The sequence below is a fragment of the Arthrobacter sp. NQ7 genome, assembly GCF_029581595.2.
GTDB lineage: Bacteria > Actinomycetota > Actinomycetes > Actinomycetales > Micrococcaceae > Arthrobacter > Arthrobacter phenanthrenivorans_B.
Map to the genome: position 1 here is coordinate 67032 of NZ_JARFXU020000005.1, position 16144 is coordinate 83175.

The 16144-nt window shown below is 65.8% G+C and carries 12 protein-coding genes and 1 riboswitch; of the genes, 5 read left to right on the top strand and 7 right to left on the bottom strand.

What is annotated here, in order from left to right; all coding sequences use genetic code 11:
- Positions 1 to 120: 120 nt before the first annotated feature.
- Positions 121 to 1449 (top strand): pectate lyase family protein, encoded by a 1329-nt coding sequence (locus tag PUN71_RS07945; protein ID WP_277797982.1) that lies wholly within the window; start codon positions 121 to 123, stop codon positions 1447 to 1449.
- A gap of 76 nt (positions 1450 to 1525) precedes the next feature.
- Here the strand turns inward: PUN71_RS07945 and PUN71_RS07950 are convergent, their stop codons facing one another.
- From PUN71_RS07950 to PUN71_RS07965, 4 genes are all read right to left on the bottom strand, one after another.
- The gene (locus tag PUN71_RS07950; RefSeq protein WP_043450559.1) at positions 1526 to 2626 is read right to left on the bottom strand and encodes a substrate-binding domain-containing protein; all 1101 of its coding nucleotides are present in this window, start codon (positions 2624 to 2626) and stop codon (positions 1526 to 1528) included.
- Positions 2627 to 2675: 49 nt separating this feature from the next.
- Positions 2676 to 3959: a multiple monosaccharide ABC transporter permease gene (mmsB, locus tag PUN71_RS07955; RefSeq protein WP_043450557.1), complete on the bottom strand. Its 1284-nt coding sequence runs from the start codon at positions 3957 to 3959 to the stop codon at positions 2676 to 2678.
- Between the two features lie 44 nt (positions 3960 to 4003).
- Positions 4004 to 5563, bottom strand: a complete 1560-nt coding sequence (gene mmsA / locus PUN71_RS07960; RefSeq protein ID WP_043450555.1) for a multiple monosaccharide ABC transporter ATP-binding protein — start codon at positions 5561 to 5563, stop codon at positions 4004 to 4006.
- A 131-nt stretch (positions 5564 to 5694) separates the two neighbouring features.
- Positions 5695 to 6885: an ROK family transcriptional regulator gene (locus tag PUN71_RS07965; RefSeq protein ID WP_043450553.1), complete on the bottom strand. Its 1191-nt coding sequence runs from the start codon at positions 6883 to 6885 to the stop codon at positions 5695 to 5697.
- A 233-nt stretch (positions 6886 to 7118) separates the two neighbouring features.
- On the opposite strand from PUN71_RS07965, the gene PUN71_RS07970 reads away from it, so the two are divergent.
- Positions 7119 to 7994 carry a carbon-nitrogen hydrolase family protein gene (locus tag PUN71_RS07970; RefSeq protein WP_277797983.1) on the top strand — a complete coding sequence of 292 codons (876 nt, stop codon included), beginning with the start codon at positions 7119 to 7121 and terminating at the stop codon, positions 7992 to 7994.
- Between the two features lie 6 nt (positions 7995 to 8000).
- On the opposite strand, the gene PUN71_RS07975 is transcribed toward PUN71_RS07970, so the two are convergent.
- On the bottom strand, positions 8001 to 9611 hold the full coding sequence (locus PUN71_RS07975) for a PucR family transcriptional regulator (protein ID WP_277797984.1): 1611 nt from the start codon (positions 9609 to 9611) through the stop codon (positions 8001 to 8003).
- Positions 9612 to 9820: 209 nt separating this feature from the next.
- On the opposite strand from PUN71_RS07975, the gene PUN71_RS07980 reads away from it, so the two are divergent.
- On the top strand, positions 9821 to 11347 hold the full coding sequence (locus tag PUN71_RS07980; RefSeq protein WP_205622225.1) for an amino acid permease: 1527 nt from the start codon (positions 9821 to 9823) through the stop codon (positions 11345 to 11347).
- Positions 11344 to 13080: a flavin monoamine oxidase family protein gene (locus PUN71_RS07985; protein ID WP_277797985.1), complete on the top strand. Its 1737-nt coding sequence runs from the start codon at positions 11344 to 11346 to the stop codon at positions 13078 to 13080. The genes PUN71_RS07980 and PUN71_RS07985 overlap by 4 nt, the downstream gene beginning before the upstream one ends.
- On the opposite strand, the gene PUN71_RS07990 is transcribed toward PUN71_RS07985, so the two are convergent.
- On the bottom strand, positions 13077 to 13595 hold the full coding sequence (locus PUN71_RS07990) for a gamma carbonic anhydrase family protein (RefSeq protein ID WP_277797986.1): 519 nt from the start codon (positions 13593 to 13595) through the stop codon (positions 13077 to 13079). The two genes, PUN71_RS07985 and PUN71_RS07990, sit on opposite strands and share 4 nt — an antisense overlap.
- Before the next feature lie 111 nt (positions 13596 to 13706).
- Positions 13707 to 14567 carry a formyltetrahydrofolate deformylase gene (gene purU / locus PUN71_RS07995; RefSeq protein ID WP_277797987.1) on the bottom strand — a complete coding sequence of 287 codons (861 nt, stop codon included), beginning with the start codon at positions 14565 to 14567 and terminating at the stop codon, positions 13707 to 13709.
- 43 nt (positions 14568 to 14610) lie between these two features.
- Positions 14611 to 14696, top strand: a riboswitch (ZMP/ZTP riboswitch).
- Positions 14697 to 14843: 147 nt separating this feature from the next.
- Between purU and glyA the strand changes: the two genes are divergently transcribed.
- Positions 14844 to 16142: a serine hydroxymethyltransferase gene (glyA, locus tag PUN71_RS08000; RefSeq protein ID WP_110542756.1), complete on the top strand. Its 1299-nt coding sequence runs from the start codon at positions 14844 to 14846 to the stop codon at positions 16140 to 16142.
- Positions 16143 to 16144: the final 2 nt, after the last annotated feature.

Genomic DNA, 16144 nt, shown 5'->3' on the forward strand with positions numbered 1-16144 from the left:
TCACCACGCGTCTTCGCTGAACCTGCGACGAAAGCGGGGCCCGGTCCTTCTCGTAGGAGCGCATCGCGGCGCATCGGGCCTCGGAGGTCGCCCAGCGACCGATGAGGCCCCTTATGCGTTGTGTCTAAGCGACGAAGAAGGGCCGGGCGCCCGCGGACCCCGCCACGGCTAAGTCCAAGCGGACCCGCCGGAAGCCGCTACGAAGTAGGCACGCTCAGTGAACTGAAAGCGGCCCTGGCCAATAACGGCCAGCCCACTGCACCCAAGGTCATCTACGTCAAGGGAACCATCGACGGAAACCAGGCACTGGACGGGCGCATCCTCGGCGAGCAGGACTACGCAGCAGGCTACGACATTGCCAAGTACATCTCCTGCTTCGGTCCGGACGGCAAGGTGTGGAGCGACCAGACCTTCGACTACTGCAAGAAGCAGCGGCAGTTGCGGCAGACCGGAAGCAACAACATGAAGCGACAGATCGAGGTCAGCATCCCCAGCAACACCACCGTGATCGGGCTGGGCCCGGACTCAGGCTTCGTGGGCGCCAATATCGTGATCCTAAGCGCCACGAACGTCGTGCTCCGGAACCTGAGCGTTGAGGCTCCGGTCGACTACTTCACGACTTGGTCACCCGACGATGGAAACGGTGCTTGGAACGCACGGTTCGATGCTGTTTCCTCTGTTACGTCCGACCATCTCTGGATCGACCACATGCGTCTGTCCGATGGCCGCTTCCCGGACAGTGAGGCGCCGCTGGGCCCCAACGGCAAACCGGCCAACCGGCACGACGGCCTGTTGGACCTCAAGGACGGCACGGATTTCGTGACGATTTCCAACAGCAGGCTTTCCAACCATGACAAGACCATGCTGCTTGGTTCCGGCGATGAACACGTGGACAAGGATGGTGGCAAGCTGCGGGTTAGCTACATCGGCAACTACTTCGAAAACCTGCAGCAACGTGCGCCCCGCGTCCGGTTCGGCCAGGTGCACGTGGTCAACAACTACTTCACGGGGAGCACCGATGATCCCTACTACCCGCTCACCAGCGAAGCCCAGGGCGGGAGCAGCTACTTCCTGGGAGCCGGCTACGAGTCCCGGATCTTCTCCGAACGCAATGCCTTCGAATTGACCGGGCCCGGCGCCGACCCGTCGATCATGGTCAGCAGTTACAACGGCCATCGCTTCAGCGACACGGGCTCCTGGTTCAACGGCCAGCCGGCGGACCTCGATGCGATCGCCAGGGCCTCCTTCGAACAGCACCGGGAAACGGCGCTCGCCGAAGCCGCGGCCAGCGGCTCGCCCGCTCCCGACTGGACGGGCTGGGAATTCACTACGGACGTGGGCTGGAACCCGGCGGATGTCTACGGCTACAAAGCGTTCACCACGCCGCAGGCGGTCAAGAACCATGCCGTGCAGTTCACCGGGCCGGGAGTACTGACCGTGAAGCAGTAACAGGAGCAGGAAAGCCCGCTTAAAGGGAACAGCCCGGACCCCATGAGGGGACCGGGCTGTTCTGTAAGGGAAGGTGCTACTTGGTGATCGGGCCGAGTACCGGATCGTCCGTGTAGGCCGTCTTGACGTTGGCGGAGGTCACGATGACCGGCTCCAGCAGGTAGGCGGGAACAACCTTGTTGCCGTTGTTGTAGGACTTGTCGTCGTTGACCTCAGGCTTCTTGCCGGCCTGCAGATCCTTCACCATGGTGATGGCGTGCTCGACGAGCTTGCGGGTGTCCTTGTTAATGGTGGAGTACTGCTCGCCCGCCATGATCGACTTGACCGACTCAACCTCTGAGTCCTGTCCGGTGACGACCGGGATCGGCTTGCCGGCGGCCTTGACGGAGGTCAGTACCGCGCGGGCCAGGGTGTCGTTGGGGGACAGAACGCCATCCAGGTTCGCGGACGTGTAGTTGCCGCTGAGCAGCGTGTCCATGCGGCGCTGGGCGTTTTCAGCCTTCCAGCCCTGGGTCACGGCCTGCTCGAAACTGCTCTGGCCCGACACGACCTTGAGGGTGCCGTCATCGATCTTGGGCTTCAGGACGCTCATGGCGCCGTTGAAGAAGACCTTGGCGTTGGCATCGTCAGGGGAACCGGCGAACAGTTCGATGTTGTACGGGCCGGACGGCTTCTTGGCCTTGAGCCCGTCCAGCAGGGCCTGGCCCTGAAGGACACCGACCTTGAAGTTGTCGTAGGCCACGTAGTAGTCGACGTTGTCCGTGTTCAGCAGAAGCCGGTCGTAGGCGATGACGGTGGCGCCGGCGTCCTTGGCCTGCTTGAGCTGGGTACCCAGCTGGGAACCGTCGATGGCGCCCACGATGATGACCTTGGCACCCTTGGTGACCATGGCACTGATCTGGTTCTGCTGCTCCGACACGCCGCCGTTGGCGAACTGGACGTCAGCCTTGAACCCGGCACCGTTGAGCCCGTCGTTGAAGAGCTTCTCGGCCAGGACCCAGTTCTCACTGGTCTTCTGCGGAAGGGCGACACCGATGGAGGAGTTCTGGTCGAATCCTCCGGCCCCTCCGCTGGCTCCGCCCGAGCTGCCGCTGTCCGAGCGGCCACAGCCCGTCAGCGCCAGTGCTGCGATGGCAGCAACCGCTGCGGCCTTTCCTGCTTTACCAAACATTCGCATTGTTGGTTCTCTTTCTTTGTGTGATGGAACAGTATTCAGGCTGCAAACTTCAGGCTTCCCTGGCGATCGCTTCCTTGGTGGAGGTGGTTTCGTCGGGCTGGATGGGGTTGCTGGGACCCGCAGTGGGACGGTTCATGTTCCGGGTCAGCATGCCGATGATCGAGCGCTTGCCCTGGGACTTGTTGTAGACGTCGAAGGCGACCGCGATCAGCAGGACCAGGCCCTTGATGATCTGGGTCAGGTCGGCGCCGACGCCCAGGAGCTGCAGGCCGTTGTTGAGTACCGCCATCACCAGGCCACCGATGATGGAGCCGACGACGGTGCCCACGCCGCCTGTCACTGCCGCGCCGCCAATGAAGACTGCGGCGATCGCGTCAAGTTCCCAGCCGACGCCGTCGAACGGACCCGAGGCGGTGGAGCGGCCCACGAAGATCATGCCCGCAAGGCCGGCCAGGATGGACATGTTCATCATGACCAGGAAGTTGACCTTCTTCGACTGGACACCGGACAGCTCGGCAGCGTGCCGGTTGCCACCCACGGCGTAGACGTGGCGGCCCAGGATGGTGCGGGAGGAGATGAAGCCGTAGATGAGGACCAGGACAGCCAGGATCAGGCCCGGGATCGGGAAGGAGGTGCCCGGACGGCCGGTGGCGAAGAGGTACGTGGCATAGAGGATGGCGGCGCAGATGAGGACCAGCTTCAGCACGGTGACCCACATTTCCGGTACCTCGGCGCCCAGCGCCTTGGCACGGGCCCGTGAGCGCAGCTCGCCCACAACGACGAAGACCGCGATGGCGATGCCCAGCAGCAGCGTCAGGTTGTTGTAGCCGGTGTTCGGTCCGACCTCGGGAAGGTAACCGGAGCCGAGGTACTGGAAGTCGCTGGGCACGGGGATTGTGTTGGACTTGCCGACGAACTGGTTGAATCCGCGGAAGAGGAGCATGCCGGCCAGGGTCACGATGAAGGCAGGGATGCCCACATAAGCGGTCCACCAGCCTTGCCAGGCGCCGATGACCGCGCCCAGGACCAGTCCCAGCAGGACACCGGCCCACCAGGGGATGCCCCAGTCGCGGATGGCAAGGGCGACGGTAACCCCGACGAATGCGGCGACCGAACCGACCGAGAGGTCGATGTGGCCTGCGATGATCACCAGCACCATGCCGATGGCCAGGATCAGGATGTAGGAGTTGCCGTTGAAGAGGTTGATGACGTTGCCGGGGGTAAGGGTCCGGCCTTCGGTGGCGAACTGGAAGAAAATGATCAGGGCCACGAGGGCGAAGATCATGCCGAATTGGCGGGTGTTTCCGCCAAACAGCTTTTTGAGGGCGTTCATGGTGTCAGTCCTTGTGTCCGGAAGGTTCTGGATGGGCCAGAGGGTCAGGCGGCTTTTCGGGTGGCGGAGGTCATCAGCTTCATCAGGCTTTCCTGGCTGGCCTCTTCTTTGGTCAGGACACCGGTGATGGCGCCTTCGAAGATGGTGTAGATGCGGTCGGACAGTCCCAGGAGCTCAGGCAACTCGGAGGAAATAACAATGACTCCCTTGCCCTGGTTGGCCAGCTGCTGGATGATGCCGTAGATCTCGTACTTGGCTCCGACGTCGATGCCTCTGGTGGGCTCATCCAGGATCAGCAGGTCCGGGTCGGTGAACATCCATTTGGCCAGGACCACCTTCTGCTGGTTGCCGCCGGAGAGCTTGGCCACCCCTTCCTCGACGGACGGCGTCTTGGTGCGCAGCGACTTGCGGTACTGCTCAGCCACCGTGAACTCCTGGTTGGGGTCAACTACGGAGTTGCGGCTGATCTTCTTCAGGGCTGCCGAGACCGTGGTGGTCTTGATGTCATCGAGCAGGTTCAGGCCGAGCGACTTGCGGTCCTCCGTCACGTAGCCCAATCCGGCGTCGATGGCATGGCGGACGTTTTTGAGGACCACTTCCTTGCCGTCCTTGTAGATGTGCCCGTCAATGAACCGCCCGTATGAGCGGCCGAAGACGGAGCGGGCCAGCTCGGTGCGGCCGGCGCCCATGAGGCCGGCGAAACCGACGATCTCGCCGCGGCGGACGTAAAAGCTGGAGTTCTTGCAGACCAGCCGGTCCGGGATGTTCGGGTGGCCCACGGTCCAGTTCTTGACCTCGAAGAACACCTCGCCGATTTTGGGGGTGTGGTCGGGGAAACGGGACTCCAGGGTGCGGCCCACCATGCCCTTGATGATCCGGTCCTCGTCCACGCCGTCCTTCTTGACGTCCAGGGTCTCGATGGACTTGCCGTCGCGGATGATGGTGATGGAATCGGCGATCTGCTCGATCTCGTTGAGCTTGTGGGAAATGATGATGCAGGTGATGCCCTTGGCCTTCAGGCCGAGCATCAGGTCCAGCAGGTGCTGGGAGTCGGACTCGTTCAGCGCGGCGGTGGGCTCGTCCAGGATGAGGATCTTCACGGACTTGTTCAGCGCCTTGGCGATTTCCACCAGCTGCTGCTTGCCGACGCCGATTTCCTTGATGGGGGTGTCCGGATCGTCGCGGAGCCCCACGCGTGCCAGCAGGTCCAGGGAACGCAGCCGGGCCTCGGCCCAGTCGATGACGCCCCGCTTGGTGGGTTCATTGCCCAGGAAGATGTTTTCCATGATGGACAGTTCGGGGATCAGGGCCAGTTCCTGGTGGATGATCACGATGCCGGCGTGCTCGCTGGCCCGGATGTCCTTGAACTGCTGGACCTGCCCCTGGTAGACGATGTCGCCGTCGTAGCTTCCGTAGGGGTACACGCCCGACAGGACCTTCATGAGGGTGGACTTGCCGGCGCCATTTTCGCCGCAGATCGCATGGATCTCGCCCGCCTTCACCCGAAGGCTTACGTTCGACAAGGCCTTAACGCCGGGGAATTCCTTGGTGATGGACCGCATCTCAAGGATGACCGGGTCCGTTTGCGTGGTCTGGGACGTCATGAGCCCTAACCCTCCAATGCAATGACTTCTTTGTCCGGCCGGCAAAGCGCAGGGCCGTCTGAACCAAAAGTAAACTGGATCACAGCTGTTGTCGTCAAGTCTTTAACGCAATTGCCGGGTAACGAATTGGTCTACGGCTTGCGGATTCCCGCGTGCTGGAAGACCAGCGCGGCTGCTCCGAGGGCCTCCGCGCGGTCGCCCAGCGAGGACATGGCAAGGGTTGTGGTCTCGCCGATCACGGGCACCGCATGCCGGATCAAACCCCTCCGGATGGGGTCCAGCAGGATGTTTCCCAGCCCTGCCAGAGGGCCGCCAACCACGATCACCTCTGGATTGATCAGGTTGGCTACATTGCCCAGCGCACGCCCTACCGCAAGGCCGGCGTCGTCCACCACGCGCAGCGTGGCTGAATCCCGGTTCAACGCCTTGCGGACGATATCGGCGGGGGTCATGGGGCGGTCCTCGCCGCGGCTGAGGAGTTCGATCATGGTGGTGGTTGAGGCGATGGTTTCGAGGCAGCCGCGGTTGCCGCAGCGGCACACCAGGCCCTGTTCGTGGATGGTGGCATGCCCGATCTCGCCGGTGATGCCAACGTTGCCGTAATAGGGGGCGCCGTTGAGGATCAGGCCGGCGCCGATGCCCGATCCGATCTTCAGGAACAGCAGGTTGCTGACCCCCGAATGCTGCCCCCAGGTCACCTCCGACCAGGCGCCCAGGTTGGCGTCGTTGTCAACAAACACGGGGATTCTCAAGGTTTCCTCAAGGTGCTGAAGGATGTTGATGCCTACCCACTCCGGGAGGATGGCGCCTTGGGCGACCGTTCCCGTCCGCCGGTCGATGGGGCCCGGAATGCCGACGCCGGCCCCGACGACGGAGGAGCGTTCCACCCCGCTTTCCCGCAGCAGCTTCTCCAGCAGGGCCACGGCGGCCTGGATGCCGTCGTCCGCCTGGTGGCCCAGGGGGAGCATTACCGACTCCTCCGCAATGACGTGGTAGCTCAATGAGGCGAGGACCACCCGCAGGTGCCGCCGGCCGAAGTCGATCCCGACTGCCACGGCCCCGTTGCTGTTCAGCCTGACGTTCAGGGCCCGTCGCCCCGAACTGGTGATGGGCTCTGTTGACGCCAGACCGGAATCGAGCATGATCTTGACGATGTTCGAGACGGTGGCGGTGGACAGTCCCGTCTGCCGGGCGAGCTCCGCCTGCGTCGACGGGCCGCCCATCAAAGTCTCGATGATCCGCTGCTGGTTCAGTTGCCGGAGGGCGGACTGGGAGCCCGGATTCTTGGGTTTGCTCCTCGTTGAGCGCGGGGTTGGGGACATGCTAAGAAGATTGCCCTATCGCTGCTCTTGTAGTCAAGAAGTTAACGCATTAGGCGAATGGATGGACATTCACTGAACGTGGAGACGGGCATATCGGACCGCGCCGTGCATTCCGACCCGGCCGGAGGGTTGCCGGGTCCAAAAGACCCGGAGGCCTGCCGGAGTGCTGGCTACGCTGGAAGTGAGAACGCTCCGGTGCGCCCGTTCCGCGGACCGGCCAACAGAAGGTGGTAATGATGCTGCTGTCCGTCCTGCAGGCGAACGCCGTGGTCCTGGACGTCGAGGCCAATCTCCGGACAATGGATGATGCCGCGCGCCGGGCTGCGCAGGAAGGTGCCGGCGTACTCCTCACCCCCGAACTGTTTCCTTGCGGGTATGCCCCGGCCAGGCTGCGGGCCGAATTGGACCCGGCCCGGCTTCCCGGTATCCGCGAACACCTCGCCGGCATCGCCCGCCGGAACGGCATCGCGCTCGTGTACAGCCTGCCGGCCCTTACCGGCGCGGCCCGCAGCGCCGGCAAGGATGAGGCGGGCGGCGAGCCGGCATGGCATATATCGGCAAGCCTGGTGGATGCCTCCGGCGCAGAGCTTCTGAGCTACGCCAAGGTGCATCTCTTTGGTGACGAGGAACGCGCGGCGTTCATCGCAGCAGCGCAACCTCCCGCCGTCGTGGATTTCCAGGGCCTCCGGACTTCCCTGCTGATCTGTTACGACATCGAGTTTCCCGAGGCCGCCCGGGCAGCGGCGGCCCGGGGCGCGGAACTGCTCCTGGTGCCCACCGCCCTGTCCACCGGTTTCGACGCCGTACCCCAGGTGCTTGTCCGTGCGCGGGCGCTGGAGAGCCAGCTCAATATCGCCTATGCCAACCACTGCGGGCATGAGGATGTCTACACGTTCGGCGGCGGAAGCGTGGTGGCAGGACCCGACGGCGGACTCCTCGCCCAGGGCGGGACGGATCCTGACCTGCTGTTCGCCAGGGTTGACGCCGCCGGCGTCCGGCGGGCACGCAAGGACGTGCCTTACCTGCGCGAGCGCCGGCCGGACCTCTACCGGGAATGGGAGGCAGGCCTGCCGGGGGCACCGGGCCGGGTGGTGGACAGCACGTCTTAGGCCCCGCTATGCCGGTGCGCCGCCGGTCAGCACGTCGGCGTAGTGGAGCGCAATCCACAGTTCGGCCCGCACCTGTGCCTGGTTCAGGTCCATCTGCAGGAGTTCGCCGAGGACGCCGATCTGCCGGCGCACGCTGTTCCGGTGAAGGCCCAGGCGTTTGGCCGAGCTGTCCCAGCTGCCGTTTTCGCCCAGCCAGCCCCGAAGGACCGCCAGCAGGGGATCGCGCCGCTCCGGTTCGAGCTCCAGGACCGGCTGCAGGAGCCGTTGCGCCAGAAGCGTTCCGGCCTCACGGCCCAACAGGCCCGCCACGGACCATGGCACCTCCTCTGCCCGGACGCTTTGTCCGCTCCTCTGAACCTGGCCGCGCAGGGACGTGGCGCGCTGGTAGGCGGCGGGAAGGCTGGCCAGCTCGGTCGGTTCGCCGACCACCAGGCGCCAGCCAAGCTTCTCGACGTCTGCCAGCAGGGCGTCGTCCACCTTGAGCCGGGTCACGGCCGCGAAGCCGTAGTCCGTGATCTCCACCAGCTTGGTGTCGAACATGCGCCGCCACTGCAGCAGTTCCCTGACGGGGCTTTCCCCCGCGGGCCATTCCGGCGCCTCGACCTTGATGCCCTGCACCACGCGCATGGGTGCCGATCGGGTGGAGGACAGGCTTTGGGCCAGCAGGTCCTTGAGGGCGTTGACATGTTTGGTGCCGCCGTTGGTGAGGCTCCCGGGGTGCAGCAGCACGGCCGTTGCCAGCTGGCCGGGGGCCAGCGACCCGCTGGTGCGCTGCCGCACCAAGAGCTCAAGGAGTCCGACGGCGGACTGGACCACGTTGTTCTGCGCGGGCGTCAGCGGGACGTCCGAGCCCAGGATCAGCGCTCCCAGGTTTGCGTCCCTGGTGCTGCGCAGCGGGTGGCCCACCACCAGTGCGGACCCGGGCTGGTCAAAGCCGTCCATTTCCACGCGCGGTCCGTGGCCGGACAGCAGCCGTTCCAGCATGGGCGCCAGCATGGCCAGGTCGACGGCGGTGCTGCCGCCGGCGCCGGTACCGCGTGCCCGGACCCGGCCGTCCGCGCCCACCATCACGGCCCAGACCGGAACGCGCTGCACCAGTGCGGCCAGCAGTTCGTGCTCCGGTTTGGGGGAGAGGACGGCACGCATGAGTTGGCGGTTGGTCTCCGCCAACTGCCGGAAGACCCGGGCGTTGTCGGTTTCCAGCAGCTGTGAGAACTGCAGTCCGATCGCCGCGAACGGAAGGGATTCCGGGACCTCGAACAAGGTGAGGTTGTGCCGCCGGCACGCCTCCACAACCACGTCGGGAACGGCATCGAAGTAGGGCCGGACCCCGAAGCCCAGGGCCGCCACCTTGGCCTGGACCAGCCGCTGCACGTAGGCGTCCACGTGGGCGGGCGAACCGCCGGCGCCAAGGAACGGGAGGCCCGCGGTGAGCAGGAACTCGCCCTCCGGCAGATAGGGAGTGGGGTCCTCCAGTTCGCTGGGCTCAACCCAGCGCAGGAGCCGGCCGCCGCTGCCGCCGTCGTGAAGGGTCTTCAGCACGGGCGGCAGCTGGTCGAGGAACTGCTGGAGGGTGACGAAGCTCAGCCGTCCGGACTCCGTGGCATCAGCCGTCATGGCCGGGCCCGGCGTGGACCGGCTGCCGCCTGCCGGGACGCAGGGCTCCCGGCCCGGCGGCAGCACTTGCCGGTTTGCCGGATCCGCTGCGATTGTGCATAAAGTCTCATGGTGGATCACTATAAGTCATTTTGCACCGTGTTGAGAGTTGGCTCACATGCCACCCTTGGTGAGGGGAAACCGACAACTACTCTGAAGGGACGTCAACGGTGACTGTGCCTGTGACCACCGAAAAACCCATTGCGCCAAGCATCGGACGGCCCGGCCTCCGGGCGCAGCTGCTGCGGCGCAAGCCGATTGGACAAATGGTCAGCGAAGCCGAAGGCGCCGGTGGCGGTGCCCGCCTGGTGCGCAGCTTCGGCGTCCTGCACCTGACCATGATCAGTGTGGGTGCCACCCTGGGGACGGGCATCCTGGTGATCCTCGGCGAATCAGTTCCGCTGGCCGGGCCTGCCATCTGGATTTCGTTCGTCATCGCCGGCCTGGCGGCGCTGCTCTCCGCGGTGTCGTACGCCGAAATGGCGGGACTGGTTCCTGCCGCGGGCTCGAGCTACTCCTATTCCTACGCCACCATGGGCGAGGGCATGGCCTGGATCTGCGGCTGGTGCCTCGTCCTCGAATACGCCGTCTCTGTGGCCGCCGTGGCGGTGGGCGCGGGCCAGTACGTCAACGAGACGCTCGCCGCGTTCGGGCAGGTACTTCCCGACGCGATGTCCCAGCCTCCGGGCGACGGCGGCCTGGTGAACGTACCGGCGATGGCCATTGTCGTGCTCGCCACCATCCTGCTGGTCCGCGGTGCCCGCGAGAGCGCCTGGATCAATACGGCCATCGTCGTCGTAAAAATAGGCATCCTGCTGTTCTTCTGCGCCGTGGCCTTTACCGCCTTCAACGCCGGAAACTTCGAGCCGCTCATGCCCATGGGGGCCGCAGGCGTATCCGCCGCCGCGTCCAGGGTGTTCTTCTCCTACATCGGGTTCGATGCCGCGTCCACCGCCGGCGAGGAAGCCCGGAACCCCAAGCGCGACCTGCCCCGCGCCATCCTGCTGTCCATGGTGATCGTGACCAGCATCTACGTCCTGGTGGCCGTCGCTGCCATCGGTGCCCGCCCCTGGGGCTGGTTCGACGGAACCGAAGCCGCGCTGGTCCAGATCCTCGAGGAGACCACGCACCAGCCGTGGATTGCCCTGGTCTTCTCCGTGGGCGCAGTCCTCGCCATTGCCAGCATCGTGCTCACCGTCCTTTACGGGCAGACCCGCATCCTCATGTCGATGTCCCGGGACGGACTGGTGCCGGCGGTCTTCAGCCGCGTCTCACCCCGTACCGGCACCCCGGCCGCAGGCACCCTTGTGGTGGGCATCGCCGTCGCCCTGACCGCAGGCCTGGTCCCGCTCGGCGCCCTGGCCGACGCCACCAGCATCGGGACCCTTTTTGCCTTCGCACTGGTCAACGTCGCGGTCATCTACCTGCGCCGCAACCGCCCCGACCTGACGCGCAGCTTCCGGGTGCCGCTGTACCCCGCCACCCCCGTGCTGGGGACGCTGATGTGCGCCTACCTCATGGCGAACCTCGGCGCCGACACCTGGCTTGTGTTTGGTGCCTGGATGCTGGTGGGGATCGCCATCTACTTCGGCTATGGACGCCGGAACTCGAAGGTAGCGGCTCTCAGCGAGCTCGACTACCGTGAACTGACCGCCAAGGCCCCGAGCCAGGAACCTGTGAAAGCAGAACTCTCATGACCACCGCCACCGAACTGCCTGCCTTCGACCCCTCCAGCACTTCCACCCGGCCGGCCGAAGCCTCCGGCCGGGAGGCCGGCGCACACGCTGCGCCCATCACCATGCTGAACCCCGACTTCCCGTTCAGCTACGACCACCACCTGGCCCATCCGGACGGACTGGGAACCGTCCCGCCGGAGCTGCACGGCACCGAAGTGGCCGTTATCGGCGCCGGACTCTCCGGCCTGGTGACCGCCTACGAACTGATGAAGCTCGGCCTGCGGCCCGTGGTCTATGAAGCGGACCAGATCGGCGGCAGGCTCCGCACCGCAGCCTTCCCCGCCGCCCCCGGTGTGGTGGCCGATCTCGGCGGCATGCGGTTCCCGGTGTCCGGCAAGGCCTTCTACCACTACGTGGACCTGCTGGGGCTTGAGACCCAGGACTTCCCCAACCCGTTGGCCGAAGCCACCTCCAGCACGGTGATCGAGCTGGCCGGGAAGAAGCACTATGCGGAAAAGCCCAGCGACCTTCCGCCGTTCTTCCGCGAGGTGGCCGACGCCTGGAAGGCGGCGGTCAACGACGGCGCCAAGTTCGTGGAGATGCAGGAAGCCATCCGTGCCCGGGACATGGCCCGGATCAAGGACCTGTGGAACGAACTGCTCCCGCTTATGGACGAGCAGACGTTCTACGGCTTCATCGCCGCCAGCGACTCCTTCAAGAAGGCAGGGTTCGCCCACCGGGAGGCCTTCGGCCAGGTGGGGTTCGGCACCGGCGGCTGGGACACCGACTTCCCCAACTCGATCCTGGAAATCCTCCGCGTGGTCTACACCGACGCCGACGACCAGCACCGGCTCATCCGCGGGGGAGCGCAGCGGCTGCCCGAGGCACTGTGGCAGCACGCGCCGTCGGACCTGGTCCACTGGCCCGCCGGCACCTCCCTGGCCTCGCTGCACTCGGGCTCGCCCCGCGGCGCGGTGGGAAAGATCAGCCGGGACCCGGACGGAAACCTGCGGGTCCGTGAACGGTGGGGCCGCGAGGCCAGCTACCCGGCCGTGGTGACCACGTGCCAGTCGTGGCTGCTGTCCACCCGCATCCACACCGAGGAAGCGCTGTTCCCGGCCGAGCTGTGGACCGCCATGGAGAAATCGCACTACATGCAGTCCTCCAAGACCTTCGTCATGGTGGACCGCCCGTTCTGGAAGGACATCGATCCGGAAACGGGCAACGAGGTCCTTTCCATGACCCTGACCGACCGGCTCAACCGCGCCACCTACCTGCTGGACAACGGCCCGGACCAGCCCGCCGTCATCCTGCTGTCCTACACCTGGAACGACGACGCGCTGAAATGGCTGGCCCTGGACGCGGACGAGCGCGTGGAACTGATGCTGCACTCCCTCGAGCAGATCTATCCCGGCGTGGACATCGCCGGGCACATCGTGGGCCAGCCCATCACGGTGTCCTGGGAGGCGGACCCCAACTTCATGGGCGCCTTCAAGGCCAACCTGCCCGGGCACTACCGCTACCAGCAGCGGCTGTTCAGCCACTTCAAGCAGGACAAACTCCCGGAGTCCCAGCGCGGCATCTTCCTGGCCGGCGACGACGTCTCCTTCACCGCAGGCTGGGCCGAAGGCGCCGTCACGACGGGCCTGAACGCCGTATGGGGCGTGGTGAAGCACCTGGGCGGCTCATCCGCGCCTGGCAACCCGGGTCCCGGCGATCTCCTGGACGAGTTCGGCCCGGTCAGCCTCGACTAAGCGTGGAGCCCGCGGTGCTGCGCCGCGAGCTCCACGTACCGCTCCGCGTTGGCGCGGACGCCGTCGAACTCCTCCTCGGTGAGCTCGCGCCGCACCTTGGCAGGCACGCCCGCCACCAGGGAGCGGGGCGGGACCACAGTGCCCTCGAGCACCACGGCGCCGGCCGCCACCAGCGAGCCGGCGCCGATCACCGCCCCATTGAGGACGGTCGCGCCCATGCCGATCAGGCAGTCGTCCTCCACTGTGCAGCCATGCACGACGGCGGCGTGCCCCACGCTGACACCCCGGCCCACCGTGCAGGGGAAGCCGGGGTCCGCATGCAGCACCACGTTGTCCTGCAGGTTGCTTCCGGCGCCCACCGTGATCGCCGCGGTGTCGGCCCGGACAGAGACGCCGTAGAAGGCGCTGGAATCCTGGCCCAGGCTGGCCTTGCCGATGATGGACGCTGAGGGCGCCACAAACGCTGTTTCATGGACGGCCGGGGAGTTGCCGGCAAAAGGGTAAAGAGGAGCCATGGGTTCACCCTAAGCCACCCCTGCCCGGCCGCCGGTCCCGCGCGCATTAAGACTGTTGCCCTTAGGTGGACGGGCGGTGCGGAGGACCCTGAGCCGGTGATGCTGCCGAAGCTAGTTGAAGACCACCGTACGGTTGCCGTCCAGGAGCACCCGGTGTTCGGCGTGCCACTGCACGGCCTGGACCAGGGTGCGGCCTTCCACGTCGCGGCCCATCTGCACGAACTGCTCCGGCGTGCGGGCATGGTCCACCCGGATGACTTCCTGTTCGATGATCGGGCCCTCGTCCAGGGCAGCGGTCACGTAGTGTGCCGTGGCACCGATCAGCTTCACACCCCGGGCGTGCGCCTGGTGGTACGGCTTGGCGCCCTTGAAGGACGGCAGGAACGAGTGGTGGATGTTGATCGCCTTGCCGGTCAGGTCGGTGCAGAGCTCGTCGGAAAGAATCTGCATGTAGCGGGCCAGGACGGTCAGTTCAATGTCGTGCTCGGCGATGATGGCCCGCAGCTTGTCCTCCGCCTGCTCCTTGGTGTCCTTGGTCACCGGGATGTAGTGGAACGGGATGCCATAGAACTCGGCGAGCCCGGCCAGGTCCTGGTGGTTGGACACAATGGCTGGGATCTCGACCGGCAGGGTCCCGGAGCGCTGCTGGAACAACAGGTCGTTGAGGCAGTGGGCCGAGGTGCTGGCCATCACCAGGGTGCGGACCTTGTCGCCGACACTATGAAGGTTCCACTGCATGGAGAATGCTTCCGCCACGGGCTCCAGCGCGGCCCGCAGCTCCGACTTCGCCGCTGCCGTGGTCACCTCCACGCGCATGAAGAAGTTGCCGGTTGCCGGGCTGCCGTACTGCTGCGAATCCGTGATGTTGCATCCCGCCACCAGCAGGGCTCCGGCCACGGCATGGACAATGCCGGGACGGTCCGGGCAGGACAGGGTTACTACGTACGCTTGGTTCAGCAGCTGTTCATTCACGCGTAATAGCCTACCCGCGCGGCGGGCCGCGGTTTTGGTAGGCTGGAAGGGTCGCAACTGGCGTTGGGTGGCGAACCACCAGGGAGCGGCAATCACGAAGACCACGGATCGTACGCCTGGGCCGAGGGTCATGTTTTGCCGGAAATTGGGGCTGCGCCCGCGTCAGCACAGCAGCGCCGTGCCGTGTTTTCACGCCCTGTCATCAACGCGGTGCGAAAACGCGCCAGCCGGTAGCCTGACCTAAGCAGTGCCCGTATCCCTAGCCAGGAGTTCTTCGTGACTACTACAGCCACCTCAACCACCGAAGTCAGCAACCAGCCGCTGGCCGAACTCGACCCCGAAATCGCCGCAGTCCTCGAGCAGGAGCTCGGCCGCCAGCGCGGCACCCTGGAAATGATTGCATCCGAGAACTTCGCACCCCGCGCGGTCATGGAGGCCCAGGGCTCCGTCCTGACCAACAAGTACGCCGAGGGCTACCCGGGCCGCCGCTACTACGGCGGCTGCGAGTACGTCGACGTTGCAGAGCAGCTGGCCATCGACCGGGTCAAGGCACTGTTCGGCGCCGAGTACGCCAACGTCCAGCCGCACTCCGGCGCGCAGGCCAACGCCGCCGCCCTCTCCGCCATGATCACCCCCGGCGACAAGATCCTGGGCCTGTCCCTGGCTCACGGCGGCCACCTGACGCACGGCATGAAGCTGAACTTCTCCGGCAAGCTCTACGAAGTGGCTGCCTACCAGGTGGAAGAGGACACCTTCCGGGTGGACATGGACAAGCTCCGCGAGCAGGCCATCAAGGAAAAGCCCCAGGTGATCATCGCCGGCTGGTCCGCCTACCCGCGCCACCTGGACTTCGCCGCCTTCCGCTCCATCGCCGATGAAGTGGGTGCGCTGCTCTGGACCGACATGGCACACTTCGCCGGCCTGGTTGCCGCCGGACTGCACCCGAGCCCGGTGCCGTACTCCGACGTCGTCACCTCCACCGTGCACAAGACCCTGGCCGGTCCCCGCTCGGGCGTGATCCTGGCCAAGGAACAGTGGGCCAAGAAGCTGAACTCCAACGTCTTCCCGGGCCAGCAGGGCGGGCCGCTGATGCATGTGATCGCCGCCAAGGCCGTGGCCTTCAAGATTGCCGGCACGCAGGAATTCAAGGAGCGCCAGGAGCGCGTCCTGGAAGGCGCCAGGATCATCGCCGACCGCCTGAACCAGGCCGACGTCGCCGAGGCCGGCGTCTCGGTCCTCACCGGCGGCACCGACGTGCACCTGGTCCTGGTGGACCTGCGCAACTCGCAGCTTGACGGCCAGCAGGCCGAGGACCTCCTGCACTCCGTGGGCATCACCGTCAACCGCAACGCGGTGCCGTTCGACCCCCGCCCGCCGATGGTCACCTCCGGGCTGCGCATCGGCACCCCGGCACTTGCCACCCGCGGCTTTGGTGCGGCCGAATTCACCGAGGTGGCCGAGATCATCGCCACCGCACTCAAGGCCGGCAACAGCGCCGACGTCGAGGCCCTGCAGGCACGCGTGGACAAGCTGGCAGCCGACTTCCCGCTCTACCCCCAGCACGAGCAGTGGTAACC

What these genes read in the sequence shown, in the direction of transcription:
- mmsB (WP_043450557.1), bottom strand. Translation starts at nt 3,959, where the DNA reads ATGAACGCCCTCAAAAAGCTGTTTGGCGGAAACACCCGCCAATTCGGC.
- PUN71_RS07975 (WP_277797984.1), bottom strand. Translation starts at nt 9,611, where the DNA reads ATGACGGCTGATGCCACGGAGTCCGGACGGCTGAGCTTCGTCACCCTC.
- PUN71_RS07965 (WP_043450553.1), bottom strand. Translation starts at nt 6,885, where the DNA reads ATGTCCCCAACCCCGCGCTCAACGAGGAGCAAACCCAAGAATCCGGGC.
- PUN71_RS07950 (WP_043450559.1), bottom strand. Translation starts at nt 2,626, where the DNA reads ATGCGAATGTTTGGTAAAGCAGGAAAGGCCGCAGCGGTTGCTGCCATC.
- mmsA (WP_043450555.1), bottom strand. Translation starts at nt 5,563, where the DNA reads ATGACGTCCCAGACCACGCAAACGGACCCGGTCATCCTTGAGATGCGG.
- PUN71_RS07970 (WP_277797983.1), top strand. Translation starts at nt 7,119, where the DNA reads ATGATGCTGCTGTCCGTCCTGCAGGCGAACGCCGTGGTCCTGGACGTC.
- PUN71_RS07985 (WP_277797985.1), top strand. Translation starts at nt 11,344, where the DNA reads ATGACCACCGCCACCGAACTGCCTGCCTTCGACCCCTCCAGCACTTCC.
- PUN71_RS07990 (WP_277797986.1), bottom strand. Translation starts at nt 13,595, where the DNA reads ATGGCTCCTCTTTACCCTTTTGCCGGCAACTCCCCGGCCGTCCATGAA.